The organism is Pseudoroseicyclus aestuarii, assembly GCF_003217255.1.
GTDB lineage: Bacteria > Pseudomonadota > Alphaproteobacteria > Rhodobacterales > Rhodobacteraceae > Pseudoroseicyclus > Pseudoroseicyclus aestuarii.
On the sequence record NZ_QJTE01000001.1, the window covers coordinates 396,422 to 416,521 of the forward strand.

22 protein-coding genes are annotated in these 20,100 nt (G+C 72.2%); 18 read left to right on the top strand and 4 right to left on the bottom strand.

The genetic code is table 11. The features are described from left to right. The first annotated feature begins 112 nt into the window (after positions 1-112). From DFP88_RS01880 to cysE, 17 genes are all read left to right on the top strand, one after another. The gene (locus tag DFP88_RS01880) at positions 113-1,330 is read left to right on the top strand and encodes a phage portal protein (RefSeq protein ID WP_110812740.1); all 1,218 of its coding nucleotides are present in this window, start codon (positions 113-115) and stop codon (positions 1,328-1,330) included. Next, the gene (locus DFP88_RS01885) at positions 1,323-1,541 is read left to right on the top strand and encodes a GTA head formation protein, RCAP_rcc01685 family (RefSeq protein WP_110812741.1); all 219 of its coding nucleotides are present in this window, start codon (positions 1,323-1,325) and stop codon (positions 1,539-1,541) included. The genes DFP88_RS01880 and DFP88_RS01885 overlap by 8 nt, the downstream gene beginning before the upstream one ends. Before the next feature lie 11 nt (positions 1,542-1,552). Then, positions 1,553-2,137, top strand: coding sequence for an HK97 family phage prohead protease (locus tag DFP88_RS01890; protein ID WP_110812742.1), 585 nt, complete (start codon positions 1,553-1,555; stop codon positions 2,135-2,137). Then, complete coding sequence (locus DFP88_RS01895) at positions 2,134-3,288, top strand: phage major capsid protein (RefSeq protein ID WP_110812743.1); 1,155 nt, start codon at positions 2,134-2,136, stop codon at positions 3,286-3,288. Before DFP88_RS01890 ends, DFP88_RS01895 begins: the two co-directional genes overlap by 4 nt. 59 nt (positions 3,289-3,347) lie before the next feature. Next, positions 3,348-3,932 (top strand): head-tail connector protein, encoded by a 585-nt coding sequence (locus DFP88_RS01900; RefSeq protein WP_110812744.1) that lies wholly within the window; start codon positions 3,348-3,350, stop codon positions 3,930-3,932. Then, on the top strand, positions 3,929-4,270 hold the full coding sequence (locus DFP88_RS01905) for a head-tail adaptor protein (RefSeq protein WP_110812745.1): 342 nt from the start codon (positions 3,929-3,931) through the stop codon (positions 4,268-4,270). The genes DFP88_RS01900 and DFP88_RS01905 overlap by 4 nt, the downstream gene beginning before the upstream one ends. Continuing rightward, positions 4,267-4,680, top strand: a complete 414-nt coding sequence (locus DFP88_RS01910; RefSeq protein WP_110812746.1) for a DUF3168 domain-containing protein — start codon at positions 4,267-4,269, stop codon at positions 4,678-4,680. The genes DFP88_RS01905 and DFP88_RS01910 overlap by 4 nt, the downstream gene beginning before the upstream one ends. A 21-nt stretch (positions 4,681-4,701) precedes the next feature. Beyond that, entirely contained in the window at positions 4,702-5,121 is a 420-nt protein-coding gene (locus DFP88_RS01915) for a phage major tail protein, TP901-1 family (protein WP_110812747.1), read from the top strand. After that, the gene (locus tag DFP88_RS01920; RefSeq protein WP_110812748.1) at positions 5,121-5,435 is read left to right on the top strand and encodes a gene transfer agent family protein; all 315 of its coding nucleotides are present in this window, start codon (positions 5,121-5,123) and stop codon (positions 5,433-5,435) included. The genes DFP88_RS01915 and DFP88_RS01920 overlap by 1 nt, the downstream gene beginning before the upstream one ends. After that, positions 5,432-5,632, top strand: a complete 201-nt coding sequence (locus DFP88_RS01925) for a rcc01693 family protein (protein ID WP_281268141.1) — start codon at positions 5,432-5,434, stop codon at positions 5,630-5,632. Before DFP88_RS01920 ends, DFP88_RS01925 begins: the two co-directional genes overlap by 4 nt. After that, on the top strand, positions 5,622-6,260 hold the full coding sequence (locus DFP88_RS01930) for a phage tail tape measure protein (RefSeq protein ID WP_110812750.1): 639 nt from the start codon (positions 5,622-5,624) through the stop codon (positions 6,258-6,260). Before DFP88_RS01925 ends, DFP88_RS01930 begins: the two co-directional genes overlap by 11 nt. A gap of 30 nt (positions 6,261-6,290) precedes the next feature. Continuing rightward, positions 6,291-6,923, top strand: coding sequence for a DUF2460 domain-containing protein (locus tag DFP88_RS01935; protein WP_110812751.1), 633 nt, complete (start codon positions 6,291-6,293; stop codon positions 6,921-6,923). Continuing rightward, positions 6,920-7,792, top strand: a complete 873-nt coding sequence (locus DFP88_RS01940; protein WP_110812752.1) for a DUF2163 domain-containing protein — start codon at positions 6,920-6,922, stop codon at positions 7,790-7,792. The genes DFP88_RS01935 and DFP88_RS01940 overlap by 4 nt, the downstream gene beginning before the upstream one ends. Beyond that, complete coding sequence (locus DFP88_RS01945) at positions 7,789-8,205, top strand: NlpC/P60 family protein (RefSeq protein WP_110812753.1); 417 nt, start codon at positions 7,789-7,791, stop codon at positions 8,203-8,205. The genes DFP88_RS01940 and DFP88_RS01945 overlap by 4 nt, the downstream gene beginning before the upstream one ends. 37 nt (positions 8,206-8,242) lie before the next feature. Further along, positions 8,243-12,112, top strand: coding sequence for a baseplate multidomain protein megatron (locus DFP88_RS01950; RefSeq protein WP_110812754.1), 3,870 nt, complete (start codon positions 8,243-8,245; stop codon positions 12,110-12,112). Then, entirely contained in the window at positions 12,112-12,396 is a 285-nt protein-coding gene (locus tag DFP88_RS01955) for a DUF7742 family protein (protein WP_110812755.1), read from the top strand. Before DFP88_RS01950 ends, DFP88_RS01955 begins: the two co-directional genes overlap by 1 nt. A gap of 77 nt (positions 12,397-12,473) precedes the next feature. After that, positions 12,474-13,289 (top strand): serine O-acetyltransferase, encoded by an 816-nt coding sequence (gene cysE / locus DFP88_RS01960; RefSeq protein ID WP_110812756.1) that lies wholly within the window; start codon positions 12,474-12,476, stop codon positions 13,287-13,289. Between the two features lie 4 nt (positions 13,290-13,293). Here the strand turns inward: cysE and DFP88_RS17190 are convergent, their stop codons facing one another. From DFP88_RS17190 to DFP88_RS01975, 3 genes are all read right to left on the bottom strand, one after another. Continuing rightward, a complete protein-coding gene (locus tag DFP88_RS17190) occupies positions 13,294-14,412 on the bottom strand; it encodes a DUF2278 family protein (RefSeq protein ID WP_220032272.1) in 1,119 nt (372 codons plus the stop codon). A 69-nt stretch (positions 14,413-14,481) separates the two neighbouring features. Beyond that, positions 14,482-16,311 carry a 4-alpha-glucanotransferase gene (gene malQ / locus DFP88_RS01970; protein ID WP_110812757.1) on the bottom strand — a complete coding sequence of 610 codons (1,830 nt, stop codon included), beginning with the start codon at positions 16,309-16,311 and terminating at the stop codon, positions 14,482-14,484. Positions 16,312-16,341: 30 nt separating this feature from the next. Next, on the bottom strand, positions 16,342-17,304 hold the full coding sequence (locus DFP88_RS01975; RefSeq protein ID WP_110812758.1) for a DMT family transporter: 963 nt from the start codon (positions 17,302-17,304) through the stop codon (positions 16,342-16,344). Positions 17,305-17,373: 69 nt separating this feature from the next. Between DFP88_RS01975 and DFP88_RS01980 the strand changes: the two genes are divergently transcribed. Then, a complete protein-coding gene (locus DFP88_RS01980; RefSeq protein ID WP_110812759.1) occupies positions 17,374-18,285 on the top strand; it encodes a LysR substrate-binding domain-containing protein in 912 nt (303 codons plus the stop codon). 21 nt (positions 18,286-18,306) lie between these two features. Here the strand turns inward: DFP88_RS01980 and DFP88_RS01985 are convergent, their stop codons facing one another. Next, on the bottom strand, positions 18,307-19,995 hold the full coding sequence (locus DFP88_RS01985) for a DUF4091 domain-containing protein (protein WP_220032273.1): 1,689 nt from the start codon (positions 19,993-19,995) through the stop codon (positions 18,307-18,309). Positions 19,996-20,100 lie beyond the last annotated feature (105 nt).

Consider the following 20,100-nt stretch of genomic DNA (forward strand, 5'->3'; position numbering starts at 1 on the left):
CGCAAGGGGGGCGTTGCGCGGCGCCACTGCCGCCCGCGCGGTGCTGTCAGCCCGCGTAAGGACCCCTTCGGCAGAGTGAGCCTCAAGACGCGGCAAGCGGAAGGGGCGGGCGATGTTCGAGATGTTCAGACGCGGGACCGGCGAGGCGGCGGCGCAGGCGGGCGAGGCCCCGGCGGAGCGCAAGGCGAGTGCCGTCCGGGCCAGCACCTGGCCCGGCGCGGGGCGCGTGGCCTGGACCCCGCGCGAGAGCGGGGCGCTGACGCGGGCAGGCTTTGCCGCGAACCCGGTCGGCTTTCGCGCGGTCAAGATGATCGCCGAGGCGGCGGCGGCGCTGCCACTGGTGCTGCAGGACCGCCGCCGCCGCTACGACACGCACCCGATGCTCGATCTGCTGGCCCGGCCCAATGCCGCGCAGGGCCGGGCAGAGCTGCTGGAGGCGCTTTACGGCCAGCTGCTGCTGACGGGAAACGCCTATATCGAGGCCGTGGGCGAAGAGGGGCTGCCACTTGAGCTGCATGTCCTGCGGTCGGACCGGATGGCGCTGGTGCCGGGGCCGGACGGCTGGCCCATGGCTTACGACTACACCGTCAACGGCAAGGCGCATCGCTTTGCCTTGGGGGGCGGGCCGTCCCCGGTCTGCCATATCAAGAGCTTTCACCCGCAGGACGATCACTACGGCTTCACCCCGCTGCAGGCGGCGGCGAGTGCGGTCGACGTCCACAATGCCGCCAGCCGCTGGTCGAAGGCGCTGCTGGACAATGCCGCGCGGCCTTCGGGCGCGCTGATCTACCGCGGCGCCGACGGGCAGGGCGCGCTGGGGCAGGACCAGTACGACCGGCTGGTGAGCGAGATGGAGATGCAGCATTCGGGCGCCCGCAACGCGGGCCGGCCGATGCTGCTGGAGGGCGGGCTGGACTGGCGGCCGATGGGCTTTTCCCCCTCGGACATGGAGTTCCAGCAGACCAAGGAGGCGGCGGCGCGCGAGATCGCCGTGGCCTTCGGCGTGCCGCCGATGCTGCTGGGGATCCCCGGCGACGCCACCTACGCCAATTACCAGGAGGCGAACCGAGGCTTCTACCGGCTGACGGTGCTGCCGCTGGCCGCCCGCGTCACCGGCGCGCTGGCCGACTGGCTGGGCGATCACGCCGGCAGCCATGCCGAGCTGCGCCCCGACCTTGACGGGGTGCCGGCGCTGGCGGCCGAGCGCGAGGCGCAGTGGCGCCGCGTCGGCGAGGCGACCTTCCTGACCGAGGCCGAGAAGCGGCGCCTGCTGGGCCTGCCCGAGGTGGCGCCGGGGCGGACCGCGCAGGAGGAGGCGCAGGATGGCTGAGGAATGGCGCGAGTTCGCCTGTGCCCCGGGCCTGCGGATCGAGGCGCACGAGAGGCTGGTCGAGCTGCAGTTCACGCAGGTCTCGATCGCCCTGAGCAAGATCGAGGCGACGATGGAGCGGCTGGAGCGGCGGCTGTGGCTGGCGGTCTACGGCGTGGTCGCCGCGGTGCTGGTGCAGGGGGTGCAGCAGCTTCTGGATATGGCGGCATGACGGGAGGGACGATGGAGCTGGAACTGAAATTCGCGGGCGCGGGCGCCGGGCCGGTGACCCTGGCCGAGGGCGAGACGGGCACGGTGCTGTCGGGCCACGCCTCGCTTTTCGGGGCGCGGGACGGCGGCGGCGACGTGGTGATGCCCGGCGCCTATGCCGCGGGCCTCAAGCGGTTGGCGGCGCGCGGGGGACGGGTGCGGATGCTGTGGCAGCACGACCCGGCCCAGCCGATCGGCGTCTGGGACGAGGTGTGCGAGGATGCGCGCGGTCTCTTCGTGAAGGGCCGGCTGCTGACCGAGGTGGCGCGGGGACGCGAGGCGGCGGCGCTGATCGCCGCCGGCGCGATGGACGGGCTGTCGATCGGCTACCGCACCCTGCGCGCCAGCAAGCGCCCCGAGGGCGGCCGGTGCCTCGAGGAGGTGGAGCTTTGGGAGGTCTCTCTCGTGACCTTCCCGATGCTGACCGGGGCCCGCGTCGGCGGCGGCGGCATCGCCGGCAAGGCGGCGGCCCCCTTGGACGATCTGGCCCGCGCGCTGGGCGCGGGGCGGGCGGCACTGGCCCGGCGGCGGGCCGATCTTCGGGGAGAGGTGCAATGAGCGATCAGGACATCTCGGCCGCAATGGCCGGGTTCATCAGCGAATGCAGCGGGTTCGCGGATGATGTGAAGGCAAGACTTCAACAGCAGGATGACAGGATGACCAAGCTGGACCGGAAAGCGGGCTACATCGGGGCGCGTCACGCGCTGGCCACCAAGACCGAAGATGCGGCGGCGCCGCATGTTCAGGCCTTCGGCGCCTACCTGCGCTCGGGCGACGACGACGGGCTGCGGGGCCTGACGCTCGAGGGCAAGGCGATGAGCACCGCGGTGGCGGGCGACGGCGGCTACCTCGTCGATCCGCAGACCTCCGAGACGGTGCGCGGCGTGCTGAGCACCACGGCCTCGATCCGGGCCATCGCCAATGTGGTGACGGTGGACGCGACCTCCTACGACGTGCTGATCGACCATACCGAGATGGGCGCCGGCTGGGGCAGCGAGGCCGGCCCGGTGGCCGAGACCGGCACCCCGGTGATCGACCGCATCACCATCCCGCTGCACGAGCTCTCGGCGATGCCCAAGGCCTCGCAGCGGCTGCTGGACGACAGCGCCTTCGACATCGAAAGCTGGCTGGCCGGGCGCATCGCCGACAAATTCGCCCGCTCCGAGGCGGCGGCCTTCGTGCTGGGCGACGGCGTGGGCAAGCCGCGCGGCTTCCTGGACTACGACCGGATCGAGAACGAGCTGTGGGAGTGGGGCCATATCGGCACCGTCGACACGGGCGTTTCGGGCGGCTTCCCCAGCGATGCGCCCGCCGATCCCATCGTCGAGCTGGTCTACGCGCTGGGCGCCGAATACCGCGCGGGCGCGAGCTTCGTGATGAACTCCAAGACCGCGGGGGCGGTGCGCAAGCTCAAGGATGCCGACGGGCGGTTCCTCTGGTCCGACGGCCTTGCCGCCGGAGAGCCGGCGCGTCTGCTGGGCTACCCGGTGCTGGTGGCCGAGGACATGCCCGACATCGCGGCCGGCGCGGTCGCCATCGCCTTCGGCAACTTCGAGGCCGGCTACACCATCCCCGAGCGGCCCGACCTGCGCGTGCTGCGCGATCCCTTCAGCGCCAAGCCGCATGTGCTGTTCTACGCGACCAAGCGCGTGGGCGGCGGCGTCAGCGATTTCGCCGCGATCAAGCTGCTGCGCTTCGCGGACAGCTGATGAGGGGGTGGGCCGCCCCGACGCCGGGGCGGCCGCGTCAGGCGGACAGGAGGCCGGAGATGGTGATCGAGGACGGGGGAATCGCGGAAGGGGCCCTGCCGCTGGCGGCGTTTCGCGCGCATCTGCGGCTGGGCTCGGGCTTTGCCGAGGAGGGGCTGCAGGACCCGGTGCTGGCCGGCTTCCTGCGCGCCGCGCTGGCGGCGATCGAGGGGCGCACCGGCAAGGTGCTGCTGGAGCGCGAGATGGCGCTGCGGCTGACCTGCTGGAGCGATCCGGCCCGGCAGGCGCTGCCCCTGGCGCCGGTCAGCGCCGTCGTCTCGGTCGCGCGGGTCGCGGCGGATGGCGTGGTGCTGCCGGTCGAGGGCTGGCGGCTGGTGCCGGACATGCAGAGCCCGGCGCTCGAGGCGGGGCCGGGCGGCTGGCCCGCGCTGCCGCCGGGCGGGGCGCTGCGGATCGCGGTGCTGGCGGGCTTCGGGCCGGAATGGACCGACGCGCCCGCCGATCTGCGGCAGGCGGTGCTGATGCTGGCCGCGCATTACTACGAGTTCCGGCACGACACCGGCCTCGGCTCGGGCTGCATGCCCTTCGGCGTGACGGCCCTGATCGAGCGGTTCCGCCCGGTCCGGCTGGGAGGCCGGGGATGAGGGTGCCGCGGCTGAACCGGGCCCTCGTGCTCGAGGCGCCGCAGCGCAGCCCCGACGGGGCCGGCGGCTGGATCACCCAGTGGCAGGCGCTCGGCACCCTCTGGGCCGAGATCGACGCGCGGTCCGGCCGGGCCGGGGCAGCGGCGGCGGGCGACGAGGTCAGCCTGACGCGGGTGCGCATCACGCTGCGCGGCGCGCCGATGGGCAGCCCGCGCCGCCCGATGCCCGAGCAGCGGCTGCGCGGGGCGGGGCGGGTCTTTCGCGTCCTCGCGGTGCGCGAGGCGGACCCGGAGGGGCGCTACCTCGTGCTGGATACCGAAGTGGAGGTGGCGCGATGAGCTACGGCGCGGGGGAGGCCCTTCAGGGGGCGGTCTACCAGCGGCTGCCGGGCTGGCCGGCGCTGACCGATCTGGTCGGCGGCGCGATCTACGACGCGGTGCCCGCCGGCGCGCTGCCAGCGCTCTACGTCGCGCTGGGGCCGGATCTAGCGCGCGACCGCAGCGACATCTCGGGCAGCGGGGCGGAGCATGAGTTCACCGTCTCGGTCGTGACCGAGGCGGCGGGGTTCGCCGGCGCCAAGGCCGTCGCGGCGGCGGTCTCGGACGCGCTGGTGGGCGCCGATCTGGCGCTGGCGCGCGGACGGCTGGTGGCACTGGGGTTCTACCGCGCGAAGGCGCAGCGGATCGACGGCGGCGCAAGGCGGCGCATCGAGCTGAGCTTTCGCGCGCGGGTCGACGACGGAATTTAAGGCAGGACAGGAGGATACGACATGGCGGTTCAGAGCGGAAGCGACCTGCTGCTGAAGGTGGACATGACCGGCGACGGCATGTTCGAGACGATGGCCGGGCTGCGCACCACGCGCCTCAGCCTGAACGCGGAAAGCGTCGAGGTGACCTCGCTGGGCAGCGGCGGCCGCTGGCGCGAGCTTCTGTCGGGCGCCGGTGTGCGCAGCGCGCAGGTCGCCGGATCGGGCGTCTTCCGCGACGAGGCCACCGATGAGCGGGCGCGGCAGATCTTCTTCGACGGGCTGACGCCGGATTTCCAGGTGATCCTGCCCAGTTTCGGCATCATCGAGGGGCCGTTCCAGATCATCGGGATCGACTACGCCGGCACCGTCAACGGCGAGGCGACCTTCGAGCTGTCGCTGGCCTCGGCCGGGGAGATGACCTTCGCGCCGGAGCCGGAGTGATGGCCAATCCGCTGGCAGGCGAGGTGACGGTCACGCTGGACGGCGTGCCGCACCGCGCGAAGCTGACACTCGGCGCGCTGGCGGAGCTGGAGGACGCGCTGGGCGAGGACAGCCTGACGGCGCTGATCGCCCGCTTCGAGGGCGGCGCCGTCTCGAGCCGGGATGTCCTTGCGCTGCTGACAGCCGGCCTTCGGGGCGGCGGCTGGCAGGGCGGCCGGGCGGAATTGCTGACGGCCGATCTGGCGGGCGGCCCGCTCGGCGCGGCCAGGGCGGCGGCGCAGCTTCTGGCGCGCGCCTTCTCGGTGCCCGCGTGAACTGGGGCGCCCTGATGCGGGCGGTGCTGCACGACCTTGGCCTGCGACCGGCTGAGTTCTGGGCCCTGACCCCGGCAGAGCTGCGGCTGATGCTGGGCGCGGGGGCCGCGCCGATGGGCCGCGAAAGGCTGGAGGAGCTGCTGGCCGCCTATCCCGACAGGGGCCGAGACGCCAAGGAGAGACGCGATGACGGATGAGGATCTGGACGCGCTGGAGCGCGCAATGGCATCGGCCGGCGGCATGACCGCGGCCTTCACCGAGGAGCTGGGGCAGATGCGCCGCGCGCTGGGCGCGACGACGCGCGATCTCGGCACGCTGGAGCGCGGCTTCTCGCGCGGGCTGCAGCGCGCGCTGAACGGCGTGGTCGTCGGCGGGGATCGCATGGCGGAGGTCTTGCACGGCCTCGCCGGGAGCATGGTCAAGACCGTCCATGCCGCCGCGACGAAGCCGGTCACCGACCATGTCGGCGGTCTTCTGGCGCAGGGGCTGAACGGGCTCGTCTCTGGGCTGATGCCCCATGCCCGCGGTGGCGCCTTGGCGGGCGGGCGCACTGTGCCCTTCGCCCGCGGCGGCGTGGTGACGGGGCCGGTGGCCTTTCCGATGCGCGGCGGCACCGGCCTGATGGGCGAGGCGGGGCCAGAGGCGATCATGCCGCTGACCCGCGGGCCGGACGGCAGCCTTGGCGTCGCGGCGCAGGGCGGCGCGCGGCCCGTGCAGGTGACGATCAACGTCAGCAGCCCCGATGTCGCCGGCTTCCGCCGCAGCCAGGGCCAGATCGCCGCCGAGGTCGCGCGCGCGGTCACCCGCGGCGCCCGAAACCGCTGATCCAAAGCGCGAAGAACGAAAGGTAGGGCTATGGAATTCCACGAGGAACGCTTTCCCATCGCGGTCAGCTTCGGCGCCTCCGGCGGGCCCGAGCGGCGCACCGAGATCGTCACCCTGACCAATGGCTACGAGGAGCGGAACACGCCTTGGGCGAACAGCCGGCGCCGCTATGACGCCGGCGCGGGGCTGCGCAGCCTCGACGATCTGGCCGAGGTCTTCGCCTTCTTCGAGGCGCGGCGCGGGCCGCTGCACGGCTTTCGCTGGAAGGACTGGGCGGACTACAAGTCCTGCGCCCCGAGCGAGGCGATCGACGCGCTCGACCAGCAGATCGCGCTCGGCACCGATGCCGACGACACCTTTGCGCTGATCAAGACCTATGGCGAGGGCGCCCATGCCTGGCAGCGCCGGATCGAGAAGCCGGTGCCGAACCGGGTGCTGATCGCCGTCTCGGGCGATCCGCAGATCGAGGGGGTGGATTACGAGCTGGACGATACGACCGGCCTCGTCACCTTCAGCCATCCGCCGGCCTTGGGCGCGGTGATCTCGGCGGGGTTCGAGTTCGACGTGCCGGCCCGCTTCGACACCGAGCGGCTCGAGGTCTCGGTCGAGACCTTCGGCGCCGGCGCCATGCCGCGCATCGAGGTCGTGGAGATCCGGCTGTGAGCGGGGCGCAGCTTCTGGCGCACCTCGAGGGGCAGGTCAGCACCGTCTGCCGCTGCTGGGCCGTGACGCTGGCGGATGGCCGCGTGGAAGGGTTTACCGACCACGATGGTCCGCTGGATTTCGAGGGCATCGCCTTCCGCCCCGAAGCGGGGATGAGCGCGCGGGCGCTGGTGCAGGGCACCGGCCTCTCGATCGACAACAGCGAGGCGCTGGGCATCCTCTCCTCCGCCGCGATCAGCGAGGCGGATATCGAGCGCGGGCTGCTCGACGGCGCCGGCGTCCGCATCTGGCTGGTGAACTGGCAGGCGCCCGAGGCGCGGCTGCTGCGCTTTGCCGGCACCGTGGGCGAGATCCGGCGCGGCGGCGGCGTCTTCCAGGCCGAGCTGCGCGGGCTGACGGAGCCCTTGAACCAGCCGCAGGGCCGCGTTTTCCAGCGCGACTGCACCGCGGTGCTGGGCGATGCCCGCTGCCGGGTCGACCTGTCGCAGCCGGGCTATACCGTCGAGGTGGCGGTTCAGGCGGTCGAGGATGCCGAGGTCACGGTTCCGGGCCTGACGCAGGAGGCGGGCTGGTTCGCGCGCGGCAGCCTGACCGTCCTGTCGGGCGAGGCAGAGGGGCTGTCCGGCGCGATCAAGAGCGACCGGGGCGGCGATCCGCGGCGCATCGCGCTGTGGCAGCCGCTGCGCGCGGCGCTGCGGCCCGGCGACAGGCTGCGGCTGCAGGTGGGCTGCGCCAAGCGCTTTGCCACCTGCCGGCAGAAATTCGACAACCTGATCAATTTCCAGGGCTTTCCGGACCTGCCCTCGGACGACTGGCTGGCCGCTGTGCCGAGGAGCACCGCCGATACCAGCGGCGGCAGCCGCAGGTGAGCCGGGTCGTGCAGGCGGCGCGCGGCTGGATCGGCACGCCCTACGTGCATCAGGCCAGCGCGAAGGGCGCGGGCTGCGACTGCCTCGGCCTCCTGCGCGGGGTCTGGCAGGAGCTGGCCGGCGCGCCGCCCGAGGTGCCGCCGCCCTATACCCCCGACTGGGGTGAGCCGCAGCGGGCCGAGCTGCTGCACGAGGCGGCGCTGCGGCACCTGGCCCCCCTCGAGGCGCCCGGGCCGGGCGACCTGCTGCTGTTCCGCATGCGCGCGGGATCGGTGGCCAAACATCTGGGGATCTGCACCGGCGCGGGCTTCGTCCATGCCTGGCAGGGACATGGCGTTGTCGAAAGCGCCTTTACCGCGCCCTGGCGCAGGCGGCTTGCAGCCGCCTTCGCGCTGGCCGCGCGGCTCGACTGACACCACCAAGGCGCCGCAGCGCGCAGGGAGATGAACCATGGCGACGATCGTTCTTTCGGCTGCGGGGCTGGCCCTCGGCGGCTCTGTCGGCGGCACGGCGCTGGGGCTGTCGGGCGCGACGCTGGGCCGCTTTGCCGGCGCGGCGCTCGGGGCGGCCATCGACAGCCGGCTTCTGGGGCAGGGCAGCGATGCGGTGGAGACCGGGCGGATCGACCGCTTCCGCCTGACCCGCGCCGGCGAGGGCGGGGCGATCCCGCGCCTTTACGGGACCATGCGGCTGGGCGGGCAGGTGATCTGGGCCTCGCGTTTCCTCGAGGATCGCGAGACGACGGGCGGCGGCAAGGGCGCGCCGCGCCAGCCGAAGGTGACGGAGTTCTCCTATACCGTCAGCCTTGCCGTCGCCCTTTGCGAGGGGCCGATCACCCGGCTGGGGCGGATCTGGGCCGACGGGCAGGAGATCCCGCGCGAGAGCCTGACCCTGCGCGTCTACGAGGGGACGGAGGACCAGCTGCCCGACCCGAAGATGGAGGCGATCGAGGGGATCGGCCGCGTGCCGGCCTATCGCAGCACCGCCTATGTCGTGATCGAGGATCTGCCGCTGGGCCAGTTCGGCAACCGCGTGCCGCAGTTCAGCTTCGAGGTGCTGCGCCCCGTCCCCGAGGAGGTCGGCGACGGCTCCGTCGCGCATCTCGTGCAGGGCGTGGCGCTGATCCCGGGCACCGGGGAATACGCGCTGGCGACGGAGCCCGTGCACCTCGAGCGGTCCTTCGGAGAGATGGTGCCCGCCAACGTCAACACGCCCTCGGGCCTGCCCGATTTCGTCACCGCCGCCGAGACGCTGACCGAGGAGCTGCCCAATTGCGGCACCGTCAGCCTTGTCGTCAGCTGGTTCGGCACCGACCTGCGCATGGCCGACTGCCGCATCCGCCCGCTGGTCGAGCAGGCCGAGGAGGACGGGCAGGAGATGCCCTGGACCGTCTCGGGCGTGACCCGCGCCGAGGCGGGCATCGTTCCGCTGGACGAGGGGCGCCCGGTCTACGGCGGCACCCCGGCGGATGCCTCGGTGATCCAGGCGATCCAGGAGTTGAAGTCGCGCGGGCAGAAGGTCGTCTTCTATCCCTTCATCCTGATGGACCAGATGGCCGGCAACGGCTTGCCCGACCCCTACGGCGGGGGCGAGCAGCCCGCGCTGCCCTGGCGCGGCCGCATCACGCTGAGCCGCGCGCCGGGGCAGGCGGGCAGCCCCGACGGCACCGCCGCGGCGGGGGCGCAGGTCGCCGCCTTCTTCGGCGGCGCGCAGCCGGGCGACTTCGACGGGCTGGACTATACAGGCCCCGAGGACTGGGGCCTGCGCCGCTTCATCCTGCATTGCGCGGCGCTGTGCCGCGCGGCGGGCGGGGTCGATGCCTTCTGCATCGGATCGGAACTGCGGGGCATCACGACGGCGCGCGGGGCCAGCGGCTTTCCGGCGGTGCAGGCGCTGCGGGTTCTGGCCGCCGACGTGCGGGCCATGCTGCCGGGCACGAAGATCTCCTATGCCGCGGACTGGTCGGAATACCACGGCTACCAGCCGGCGGAGGGCGGCAAGCTCTTTCACCTCGACCCGCTCTGGGCGGACGGGAACATCGATTTCATCGGCATCGACAACTACATGCCGCTTTCGGACTGGCGGGAGGGGACCGATCACCTCGACGCACAGACCTTCGACGCGATCTATGACCTCGATTACCTGACCGGCAACGTCGCGGGCGGCGAGGGCTATGACTGGTACTATGCCAGCCCCGAGGCGCGGGATGCGCAGCTGCGCACCCCGATCGAGGATTACCTCGGCGAGCCCTGGGTTTGGCGCTACAAGGACCTCGCGAGTTGGTGGGCTAACCCGCATTACGACCGCCCCTTGGGCGAACGGGCAGAGACGCCGACCCCCTGGGTGCCGCGCAGCAAGCCGATCTGGTTCACCGAGCTGGGCTGCCCCAGCGTCGACAAGGGCACCAACCAGCCCAATGTCTTCGTCGATCCCAAATCCTCGGAAAGCGCGCTGCCCTATTACTCGGACGGCACGCGGGACGAGCTGATCCAGCTTCAGTACCTGCGCGCCGTGCACCGGCATTTCGGCGATCCGGCGAACAACCCGGCCTCGGATGTCTACGACGGGCGGATGCTGGATACCGCGCGGATGCTGGTCTGGGCCTGGGACGCGCGGCCCTATCCGTGGTTCCCGGCGCGGGACGAGGTCTGGGCCGATGGCGAGAACTGGCGCCTGGGGCACTGGATCACCGGGCGCACCGCGTCCTGGACGCTGGCCTCGGTCGTCGAGGCGATCTGTCGCCGTGCCGGGGCGGTCCCCATCGATACCTCGGCCCTCTGGGGGCTGGTGCGCGGCTACCTCTTGGACGAGGTCGGCAGTGCGCGCGCGGCGCTGCAGCCGCTGATGCTGGCGCATGGCTTCGACGCGGTGGAGCGGGGCGGGGTCCTTTCCTTCCGCCTGCGCGGCGATGCGCCTGCGGCGAGCATCGAGACCGGCGAGACGGTGCACCTTTCCGAGCAGCCGCCGATCGAGATCACCCGCGCCGCCGAGGCCGAGGTCTCGGGCCGGGTGCGCCTATCCTACATCGAGGCGGGCGGCGATTACGAGCAGCGCACCGCCGAGGCGATGACGCCGGACGACGCGGCCCTGACCGTCGCCGGCACCGAGCTGCCGCTGGCGCTGACCCGCGCGGAGGCAAAGCAGATCGCCCTGCGCTGGCTGGCCGAGGCGGAGACCGCGCGCGAGACCGCGCGTTTCGCCCTGCCGCCCTCGCGCCTCGCGCTGGGTGCGGGCGATACGGTCACGCTCGAGGGGCCGGGGGGCAGCTGGCGCATCGACCGGGTGGAGCAGGCCGAGGCGCTGCAGATCGAGGCCGTGCGCACGCAGCCCGCGCTTTACCGCGAGGCGCCGGTGACGGACGAGCCGCCGCGCATGGGCGCCTTCACCCCGCCGGTGCCGGTGGTCGGCACCTTCCTCGACCTGCCGCTGCTGACCGGGGACGAGGTGCCGCATACGCCGCATTTCACCGCCGCCGCGCGGCCCTGGCCCGGCTCCGTCGCGCTGTATGATGCGCCGACGGACAGCGACTACGATGTCGACATGGTGCAGCCCGTGACCGCGATCCTCGGCACGACGCTCAGCGCGATGCAGGCGGCGCGGCCGGGGGTCTGGGACCGGGGGCCTGCGCTGCAGGTCAAGCTGGTCTCGGGCGCGCTGCGCAGCGCCACCGAGGCCGCGCTGCTGGCCGGCGCCAATGTCATGGCGATCGGCGACGGCGCCTCGGATCTGTGGGAGGTGTTCCAGTTCGCCGAGGCAGAGCTGGTCGCGCCGAATGTCTACGATCTGCGCCTGCGGCTGCGCGGGCAGGCCGGGACCGACGGCGTGATGCCGCAGGACTGGCCGGCGGGCAGCCGCGTGGTGCTGCTGGACCGCGCGGTGCGGCAGGTCACCTATCCGCCTTCCATGCGCGGGGTGGCGCGGCATTACCGCTACGGGCCGGCGCAGCGGGCGCTGGACGACGCGACCTTCCGGCACGAGGTCCGCGCCTTCGAAGGCGTCGGCCTGCGGCCCTACAGCCCCTGCCACCTGCGCGCCGCGCCCGATGGCGCGGGCGGGCTGCGGATCGGCTGGACCCGGCGCACCCGCATCGGCGGCGACAGCTGGACCGGCCCCGATGTGCCGCTGGGCGAGGCGAGCGAACGCTACCTTCTGGAGGTGCTGGTGGACGGCGCCCTCGCGCGGTCGGAGGTGCTGACAGCGCCGGCTTGGCACCTCGATGCCGCCACGCGCGCGGCGCTGGGCGCGGGCCCGGTGGTGATCCGCGTCGCCCAGCTCTCGGAGGTCTTCGGCCCCGGCCCCTTCGAGGTGCTTTCCCTCTGATGCGGCCGCTGCTGCCGGGGGACATGGATCAGGCGGTGCGCGCGCTTCTGGCAGTGCCGGAGGCGCGGCGCGCGGCCCTTGCCGGCCGCCTGATCCTGCGCGCCCATGCCGCCGACAAGTGGCGCAAGCGCCTGCGCCGGCCGCATCCCCTCTGGGGCGACGGCTCTCTCATGGCCGCGTCGATGCGCGCGCCGCAGGCCGGCTGGCGGGGGCGCTTTGATGCCGACTGGTGCGCCGCGCTGGCGGTGCTTCTGGCGGCACTGGCCGAGTGGCGGCGGCGCTGAGGGGCGGGCGGGGTCTTTACCCTTGGCCCGCGCGTCCCATCTTTGCTATGGCGCGCCAGAGCTTCAGGAGATCCGGCATGGAACAGCACCGGTCCAGCATCGCCCAGGTCGACCCGGTCTGGCACCGCATCAGGCAGGAGGCCGAGCAGGCCATCGCCGACGAGCCGCTGATGGGGCCGCTGATCCATTCGGGCGTGCTGCACCACGCCTCGCTCGAGCGGGCGCTGGCCTACCGCATCTCTCTCAAGCTGGCCTCTTCGGAGATGAGCGAGCAGATCCTGCGCGAGATCGCGGACGAGGCGCATGAGGCCGATCCCAGCCTCGCCGCCGCCGCCCGCGCCGACCTTGGCGCGGTCTTCGACCGCGATGCCGCCTGCCACCGGCTGATCCAGCCGCTTCTCTACTTCAAGGGCTTCCAGGCGCTGCAGGCCTACCGGATCGGGCATTGGCTTTGGCAGCAGGGCCGGCGCGACATGGCCTATTTCTTCCAGATGCGGATCTCGGAGCTCTTCGGCATCGACATCCACCCCAACGCGGTGATCGGCCGCGGCATCATGATCGACCACGCCCATTCCATCGTCATCGGCGAGACGGCGGTGGTCGGCGACAATGTCTCGATGCTGCATTCGGTGACGCTGGGCGGCACCGGCAAGGAAGAGGAAGACCGGCATCCCAAGATCGGGAACGGCGTCCTCATCGGCGCCGGGGCCAAGGTGCTGGGCAATATCCGCGTCGGCAATTGCAGCCGCATCGCCGCCGGCTCGGTCGTGCTGAAGGAAGTGCCGCCCTGCAAGACGGTCGCCGGCGTGCCGGCCAAGATCGTCGGCGAGGCGGGCTGCGACCAGCCCTCGATTTCCATGGACCAGCTTCTGGGCAACCACCTGAGCGGCTGATCCCTCAGCGGAACAGCACGAGGCCGCCTTCTTCCGCCGCGTCGTCGGCGGTATAGGCCACGCCGTCCACCTTGAGCCCGCGCGGATCGAGCAGGCTGATCAGCCCGCCGCCGTTCGACAGCGGCACCTCGATCGCGATCTCGACCGTGCCGCCGGGCGGCAGCCAGAGGTCCGGCGGCAGAACATGCGCCGCCTTGCGGGCGTTCAGCAGCCGCCAGCCCCCCAGCGAGACGCCGCGATCCGAGAGGTTCCGCAGCCAGACCGTCTCGGGCCGGCCGGTAAAGCCGGGGGTATTCTCGGCCCCGACCGGGTTCACCAGCGCGGCGGTGATGACGAGCGGCGGCGCGCCGGGCGTCGCAGGTGTACCGGGCGCCGACGGGGCGGCGGGTTCCGGCGGCGCGGCGGGTGCGGGTGGTGCGGCGGGCTCTGGCGGAGCCGGAGGGGCGGCGGGTCGCCGTGCGAGGAGGGCGGCGAAGGTCGGCACGCCGGGCAGGGCATGGCCGGTCCGGTCGTCGGTATGCACCGCCTGGCTCGCGAAGGCGAAGAACAGCGCCGCCACCCGCCGCTCGCCGGGGTAGCGGATCAGCACCGCGCCATCCTGCCATACCCCGTCGGAGCCGCGGAACCGCGCCTCGGAGCCCTGGTTCATGTGGATGTTGTGGATGCCCTGACCGTCGGAATAGGGATCTCCGAAAAGGTGAACCGTGGCGCCGCGCCGGATCGCGGCCCGAAGCTCTGGCAGGACGAGGTCGATGATGTCGTCGCGCGGCCCGGGCCGGTCATGCGGCAGCAGCCGCCCGCGCGTGACGTCGAGCAGATTGCCCCGGATGTAATCCAGCGCCAGCCCGCCCGGCCGCCGCGGCAGCCGGCTGAAGCCGGGGGCGAGGCCGGGCAGGGCGGCGCTGACCGGATGGACGAAATCCGGGATATGCCAGACCACCAGCTCCGACACCGCCGACTGCGACTTGACGTTGATCGAGGCGCGCTTCGCCCCGTCGAAGGTGCCGCCCGCGCCGTCGTCGTAGAACAGGTGGATATGCGGGCTGTCCGGATCCTGCGCCGCCCGCTCTGCCGTCACGCGCAGGGGGCTGGCGGTCCAGACGCCGTAGTCGCTGAGCGGCATGAAGATATCCGTGCGGGGGCAGGAGGCGGCAGAGTGCCGCCTCCTGCCGCCATTGCCAAGGGGGCGCGATCAGCGCTGCGCGGGGCCGGTCCCCGGGCGCGGGCGTTCGGAGCGCATGAGATCGGTGATCCGGGCAAAGCGCGGATCCTCGGCGATCTGCGCGATATCGACCGTGCTGCGGGGCTGCCAGTTCGGATGCTCGTCCGTCGTGCCCGGCACGTTGGTCTGCATCGCCGGGCCGGTCAGATCAGCCAGTCGGATCGCTGTCAGCAGGCTCGGCGTGCGGGCGAGGAAGCGGTGCGCGGCCTCGAGCACCTCTTCGGGCAGCTCCGGTGCGTCCGCGTTCAAGCGGCCGCGCAGCGTTCCCGACTGCCGCAGCCGCCTGACCAATGCCTTGCGCTCCTCGCGCCGGTGGGCGGCGGCCTGCTCGGACTGCTCCTCGTCGACGAGGCCGTGCCGGCGCCGCTCCTCGATGTCGGAGCCTTTCCACCATTCGCTCAGCACCGGCAGGTCATGCGTCGACAGGCACGCCAGCGCCAGCTCGGGGTAGGCGCTGCGGGGTTTGAAGCCCGCCTCCTCCTGTTCGAAGACGAGGATGCGGTAGGAGAGCACGTTGGCCGATGCCATGGCCCGGCGGAACCCCTTGGGCACGAAGCCCAGATCCTCGCCGATCACCACGGCCTCGTGCTTTTGCGACAGCTCGGCGAGGGCGGCGACCATGTCGGGGAAAGGGTAGCGCAGGTGCGTGCCCTCGGCGGGGCTCTCGCCCTCGGGGATCAGGAACAGCTGCCACAGCGCCATGGCATGGTCGATCCGCAGCGCGCCGGCATCCTGCAGCTGCGCGCCGATCATCTCGCGGAAGGGCGCGAAATCCGTGCGCGCAAGCTCGGTCGGGGAGGGGGCGGAGAGGGCCCAGTTCTGGCCCCTTGCTGCGAACATGTCGGGCGGCGCGCCGACCGTCAGCCCCGGCAGGGCGGCGGCTGCCCCCGACCATGTGGAGGAGCCGTCCGGCACCTCGCCCACCGCGAGATCGAGGTAGAGGCCGATGCGCATCCCGGCCTCCTTCGCGGCCTGCGCCGCCTCGGACAATTGCCGCCGGGCGATCATCTGCAGCCAGATGTGGAACGCGACCTCCTCGGCCAGCTCCTGCGCGAGGGCGCCGACCTCCGCGCGGGCGGGGTCGCGCAGCGCCTCGGGCCAGTCGCGCCAGCCGGCGCCGTGCCCCTCGTCCACCATGCGCTGCGAGATCGCCTCGAAAAGGGCGTGCAGGCGCAGCGCCTCGCCACCCTCGCGGGCGAAGGCCTCTTGCTGCGGCCGCTCCGCGCCGCGGTCGAAGGCCTGGCGAAGGGCCCCGATCTTCAGCGCGGCAACGGCGGCGTAATCGACCATCTCGGTCTCGCGCAGCGCCTCGAGCCCCTCGGGCATCTCGACGCCCTCGACCCGGTCCGGCGCGATGTAGAGCGGGTTGAGAAAGCGCCGGTTCGAGGGCGAGAAGGGGCTGCGGCGGTCCGGATCGGCCAGGAACAGCGCATGCACCGGGTTGATGCCAAGAAAGTCGGCCCCGGCCTCCCCGCAGAGGCCCGCCAGCTGCGCCAGATCCGCGAAATCGCCGATCCCCCAGTTCCGGGCCGAGCGCAGCTCGTAAAGCTGGCAGAAGAAGCCCCAGCCCGGCGCCTCGTGCAGGTTTGGCGGCAGCCAGCAGCGGGCGCCGCGCGGCACCGTCATCCGCTGCGCCGCCCCCTTGCCGGAAGGCGCGGCGTCCGGATCGACGCCGAGCCCCCGCAGCACGAGGCGCAGCGTCTCCTCCGGCACCGGGCGGGGCGCCGTCTCGCCGAAGGGGTCGTCATAGGCCAGCGTCAGGCCGTGATGCGTCGCGAGGCTGCGCAGATCGGGTGCCATGGGTCCATCCTTCCTTGGGTCAGCGAAGACTTAGCGCATCCCGCCGCGCGCCAAGGGCCAGCGCCCGTCGCGCGCCCGTCGCCTGCCGCTCATGAGGACCGCGCCCCCCGCGATCAGGCCAAGGCCGATGGCTTCGCGGGCGCTGGGCACCTCTGCGAAGAAGACCGCGCTCCAGAGGGCGGCGAAGCCGAGGTAGGCGGTATCGACGACGCCCACCACCGGCGTCGGAGCGAGGCGATAGGCCAGCGCGACCGCCGTCGCGATGATCGCCAGAAGCGCCCCGAGCAGGACCACGAGGCCCCAGTCCGCCCCCATCAGCCGCGGCCAGAGGGACAGGACGAAGCTCTCCTCTCCGCCGGGCTGGAGCACCGCGAGGAGGGCCAGCCCCAATGCGGCGACACAGATCAGGCAAAGGTTCAGCGTCAGCGCCATGGCGCCCGGGTGCTCCGCCTGACAGTGGCGGTAGGTCACGATCCCGGCCAGCGCGTAGAACCCGCCGGCGGCGAGCGGAAGCAGCAGCACCGGCGTGAGGGTGCCCGGCGCGGGAGCGACCGCGAGGAGCACGCCCGAAAGGGACAGCAGGATCGCGGCCCAGCCTCGGCCAGTTATCGTCATCCCCAGCACGAAGCGGCCCAGCAGCGCCATCCAGACCGGGGCCGTATAGTAGCAGGCCGCGGCGAGCGCCAAGGTCATGGAGGGCAGGGCCGCGTAGTAGCACAGCCACATCGCGGCAAGGCAGAGGCTGCGCAGCCAGACCCAGAGCGGCCGCCTCAGGCGCAGGCTGGCGACACCTCCGGTCGGCAGCAGCCACAGCGCCAGCAGCAGCGCCGCGACGAGCGAGCGCAGAAGGACCAGCTGCGCCAGCCCGAAGCGATCCCCGCTCAGCTTCACCAGTGCGTCCGAAAGCGACAGCAGGGCCACGCTTGCGAGGATCGCGAGGATGCCTCGGGCGGTGCCGCCGCGCGGGAGCGTGTTTTCGAGTGTCCATGCCATGCCGGATGCAAAGCACGTGCGATCCTGTCTATAAAATGAGATGATCTCGAAACTGCATGAGGATTTGGAATGGATTCCCGTCCGCTGCCGCCGCTGTCCCGCCTTCCGGCCTTCGAGGCGGCGGCCCGGCACGAAAGCTTCACCGCCGCCGCCGAGGAGCTTGGCCTGACGCAGACCGCCGTGACCAAGCAGATCGCCGCGCTGGAGGCGGACCTCGGGCTGCGGCTTTTCGAGCGCCGGAACAGGGCTGTCTTCCTGACCGAGGCGGGGCGCGCCTATGGCCGTGTCGTCGGCGCGGCGCTGGCCGAGATATCGAGCGAGACGGTGCGGCTGCGCGGCGGGCGCGCGCCGGGCGGGCTGGTCCTGCACTGCCAGCTTTGCGAGGCCTTCTACTGGCTGATGCCGCGCCTGTCGCAGTTCCACGAGCGCCATCCCGGCGTCGAGGTCCGCGTCGTCAGCGCACTCGCCCCGCTAACCGCAGCGCCCGATCCCTTCGACGTGGCGATCCAGACGACGGGGCGGCCCTCGGGCTCTGCGCGGCTGGCCTTCACCGCCTCGGACGAGGTCTTTCCCGTTGCCGCGCCGGGGCTGGTGCCGCCCGAGAGGCTGCCCCTCTCGCTCGAGGATCTGGCGCGGCAGCCGCTGCTCTCGCATCAGGTGCTGCCGCAGGACTGGATGGATTGGCCGGACTGGTTCGCCGCCCTCGGGCGCCCCGGCCCGCGCGGCGCGAAGGTGATCGGCTTCGACAGCTTTCCGCTGGTGCTGCAGGCGGCGGTCGCGGGGCAGGGCATCGCGCTGGGCTGGCGCAACACGGTGCGCGGGCTTCTGGCCGAAAGCAAGCTGGTGAGGGTCTGCGACGAGGCGGTGTTCCGGCCCGCCGAGATCTCGGTCTTTCGCGGCAGCCGAAGCGGCAACCATGCGCAGACGGATGCCCTGCTGACATGGCTGCGGGGCGAGCTGGCGGATCCTGCGCCGGCGTGACCGCAAGCGGTGACGCCGGCCTCAGCCTGCGTCTTCCAAAGCGGCGATCAGGCGGTTGCGCAGGTCCAGGTAATGCGCCGGATCGCGGGGGTAGGCGGTCAGCGTAATGGCGCCCTCCGGATCGACGAGGCGCTGCACGGCCTCCCGCCCCAGCCGCGCCTCGAGCATCTGCATCAGCGCCAGATCGTCGAAGGCGTCGCGCAGCACCTTGCCGCGCAGCGAGTGCCATGGCTCCCCCTCAGGGCCGGGGTAGAGGATGAAGGGATCGCCCGCGGGAAAGGCGCCGCCGGCATCGGGCGAGAGGAAGGGGTCGATGACCTGCTTCGACAGGTACCCGTTGTAGAAGTTCAGGCCCCAGTGCAGGAAGCCCGCCGCGCCGGTCAGCCAGAGCTGCAGCCCCAGCGCCCGCGTCCGGGCCGAGGGCATGGCGAAGAAGCGGTTCGACACCTCGCGGTGCTGGCCGACGCAGTAGTAGAGCCACATCGGTTTGACGCCGGCGTCGAGGAAGGGCTGGGCCTTGTCGCTGGCCACGACCGGCTCGGTCACGACCCCCTCGGAGTACAGGAGATAGGCGCTCATCGCGTCAACGACGCGGCAGCCCTCGAGCAGGTCGATCACCGTCTCCCGCGCAGCGCGGTAGCTTTCGAGCATGGCGCCCGTCGGCTCGTCGGAGATGTGGAAGATGACCCTTTCGAGGCCCCATTCAGCCGCGAGATGCGCCTTGAGCGCCGGCAGCAGCGCCTCCATCAGGCGGCGATAGCGCGGGTCGGTCGCGGCGACGTCCCAGCCGAAGTCGCGGCGGGTCTCGTTGCCGTGGGTGACGCGGATCGGCGGCGTCGCTTCGGCGCCCCATTGCGTGAAGAGATGCGCGACCTCGACATAGGCGATCCCGTTCTTGCGCAGCAGGTCCAGCCAGCGGTCGAGGGCCGAGAAATCGACGCTATAGCCATCCTCCTCCGCGCGGATCCCGAGGAGCTGGACGTTCAGCCGCTCCGCGCCGGGGGCGGTGTCTAGGACCGGCATCCAGACCGGCGTCAGCAGGCCGTTCACCCCGATCTCGGCAGCCGCCGCCATGGTCCGGTCAATCGCGTGCCACCATGGCTCGGACAGCGGCTCCACCCCGTAGTACTGCGCCGTGCAATCGCCGTGCAGCCAATGGGTGTTGACGATGCCGAGCGGCTCCAGCGCGATGTCCGCGACCTCGACGCGGAGGGTCAGCCGGGCGATGCAGACGTCCGTGCTGGTCGTCACGGTCAGCTCGATGTCCCGCGGACCGGCCTTTGCCTCGGGCGCGATCTCGATGTCGATCCAGAAGGCCTGCCACTGGCCGACATGGCTCGCCACCCGCTCGCCCGGGGCGAGGGGGCGCAGGGGGTCGGGCCAGAGACCGGGCGTGTCGCGCAGGTAAAAGTCGTCGTGCCCCTCGAAGGCGAGGAAGCGGGCAGGGACCAGATCGACGGCATGGAGCCGCGCCTCGAGGCCGTCCGGGGTGTCCGCCGTGACGCCGACGGAAGGAAGAAGGCCCTCGGGCGGATGCGGCAGGCTGGCGTTGTGCCGGGTCTCGGGCGGGCGCACCGCGAGTTGCACCCGCACCGCGCCGCCCCGCGTCCCGCGCAGCGGCAGGCCGGGGTCGAGGGCGCGCGGCGCGCTGTCTGGAAAGACTTTCTCGAGGCTGTCGCAGAGCACGACGGTCCAGGCGCGCTCGGACATGCGCATCTCCCGTTGGGGGTCAGGGGGCTGATCCGGCGCAGCGAACACCCCGCACGCGCCCTTGTCCAGAGGCGGCGCGGAGGAGGAGCCCTATGGGGCGCTGTC

Bases quoted from the DNA above. Each gene is read 5' to 3' on its own strand.
- DFP88_RS01880 (WP_110812740.1), top strand. From the start codon at position 113: ATGTTCGAGATGTTCAGACGCGGGACCGGCGAGGCGGCGGCGCAGGCG.
- DFP88_RS01885 (WP_110812741.1), top strand. From the start codon at position 1,323: ATGGCTGAGGAATGGCGCGAGTTCGCCTGTGCCCCGGGCCTGCGGATC.
- DFP88_RS01890 (WP_110812742.1), top strand. From the start codon at position 1,553: ATGGAGCTGGAACTGAAATTCGCGGGCGCGGGCGCCGGGCCGGTGACC.
- DFP88_RS01895 (WP_110812743.1), top strand. From the start codon at position 2,134: ATGAGCGATCAGGACATCTCGGCCGCAATGGCCGGGTTCATCAGCGAA.
- DFP88_RS01900 (WP_110812744.1), top strand. From the start codon at position 3,348: ATGGTGATCGAGGACGGGGGAATCGCGGAAGGGGCCCTGCCGCTGGCG.
- DFP88_RS01905 (WP_110812745.1), top strand. From the start codon at position 3,929: ATGAGGGTGCCGCGGCTGAACCGGGCCCTCGTGCTCGAGGCGCCGCAG.
- DFP88_RS01910 (WP_110812746.1), top strand. From the start codon at position 4,267: ATGAGCTACGGCGCGGGGGAGGCCCTTCAGGGGGCGGTCTACCAGCGG.
- DFP88_RS01915 (WP_110812747.1), top strand. From the start codon at position 4,702: ATGGCGGTTCAGAGCGGAAGCGACCTGCTGCTGAAGGTGGACATGACC.
- DFP88_RS01920 (WP_110812748.1), top strand. From the start codon at position 5,121: ATGGCCAATCCGCTGGCAGGCGAGGTGACGGTCACGCTGGACGGCGTG.
- DFP88_RS01930 (WP_110812750.1), top strand. From the start codon at position 5,622: ATGACGGATGAGGATCTGGACGCGCTGGAGCGCGCAATGGCATCGGCC.
- DFP88_RS01935 (WP_110812751.1), top strand. From the start codon at position 6,291: ATGGAATTCCACGAGGAACGCTTTCCCATCGCGGTCAGCTTCGGCGCC.
- DFP88_RS01950 (WP_110812754.1), top strand. From the start codon at position 8,243: ATGGCGACGATCGTTCTTTCGGCTGCGGGGCTGGCCCTCGGCGGCTCT.
- DFP88_RS01955 (WP_110812755.1), top strand. From the start codon at position 12,112: ATGCGGCCGCTGCTGCCGGGGGACATGGATCAGGCGGTGCGCGCGCTT.
- cysE (WP_110812756.1), top strand. From the start codon at position 12,474: ATGGAACAGCACCGGTCCAGCATCGCCCAGGTCGACCCGGTCTGGCAC.
- DFP88_RS17190 (WP_220032272.1), bottom strand. From the start codon at position 14,412: ATGCCGCTCAGCGACTACGGCGTCTGGACCGCCAGCCCCCTGCGCGTG.
- malQ (WP_110812757.1), bottom strand. From the start codon at position 16,311: ATGGCACCCGATCTGCGCAGCCTCGCGACGCATCACGGCCTGACGCTG.
- DFP88_RS01975 (WP_110812758.1), bottom strand. From the start codon at position 17,304: ATGGCATGGACACTCGAAAACACGCTCCCGCGCGGCGGCACCGCCCGA.
- DFP88_RS01980 (WP_110812759.1), top strand. From the start codon at position 17,374: ATGGATTCCCGTCCGCTGCCGCCGCTGTCCCGCCTTCCGGCCTTCGAG.
- DFP88_RS01985 (WP_220032273.1), bottom strand. From the start codon at position 19,995: ATGTCCGAGCGCGCCTGGACCGTCGTGCTCTGCGACAGCCTCGAGAAA.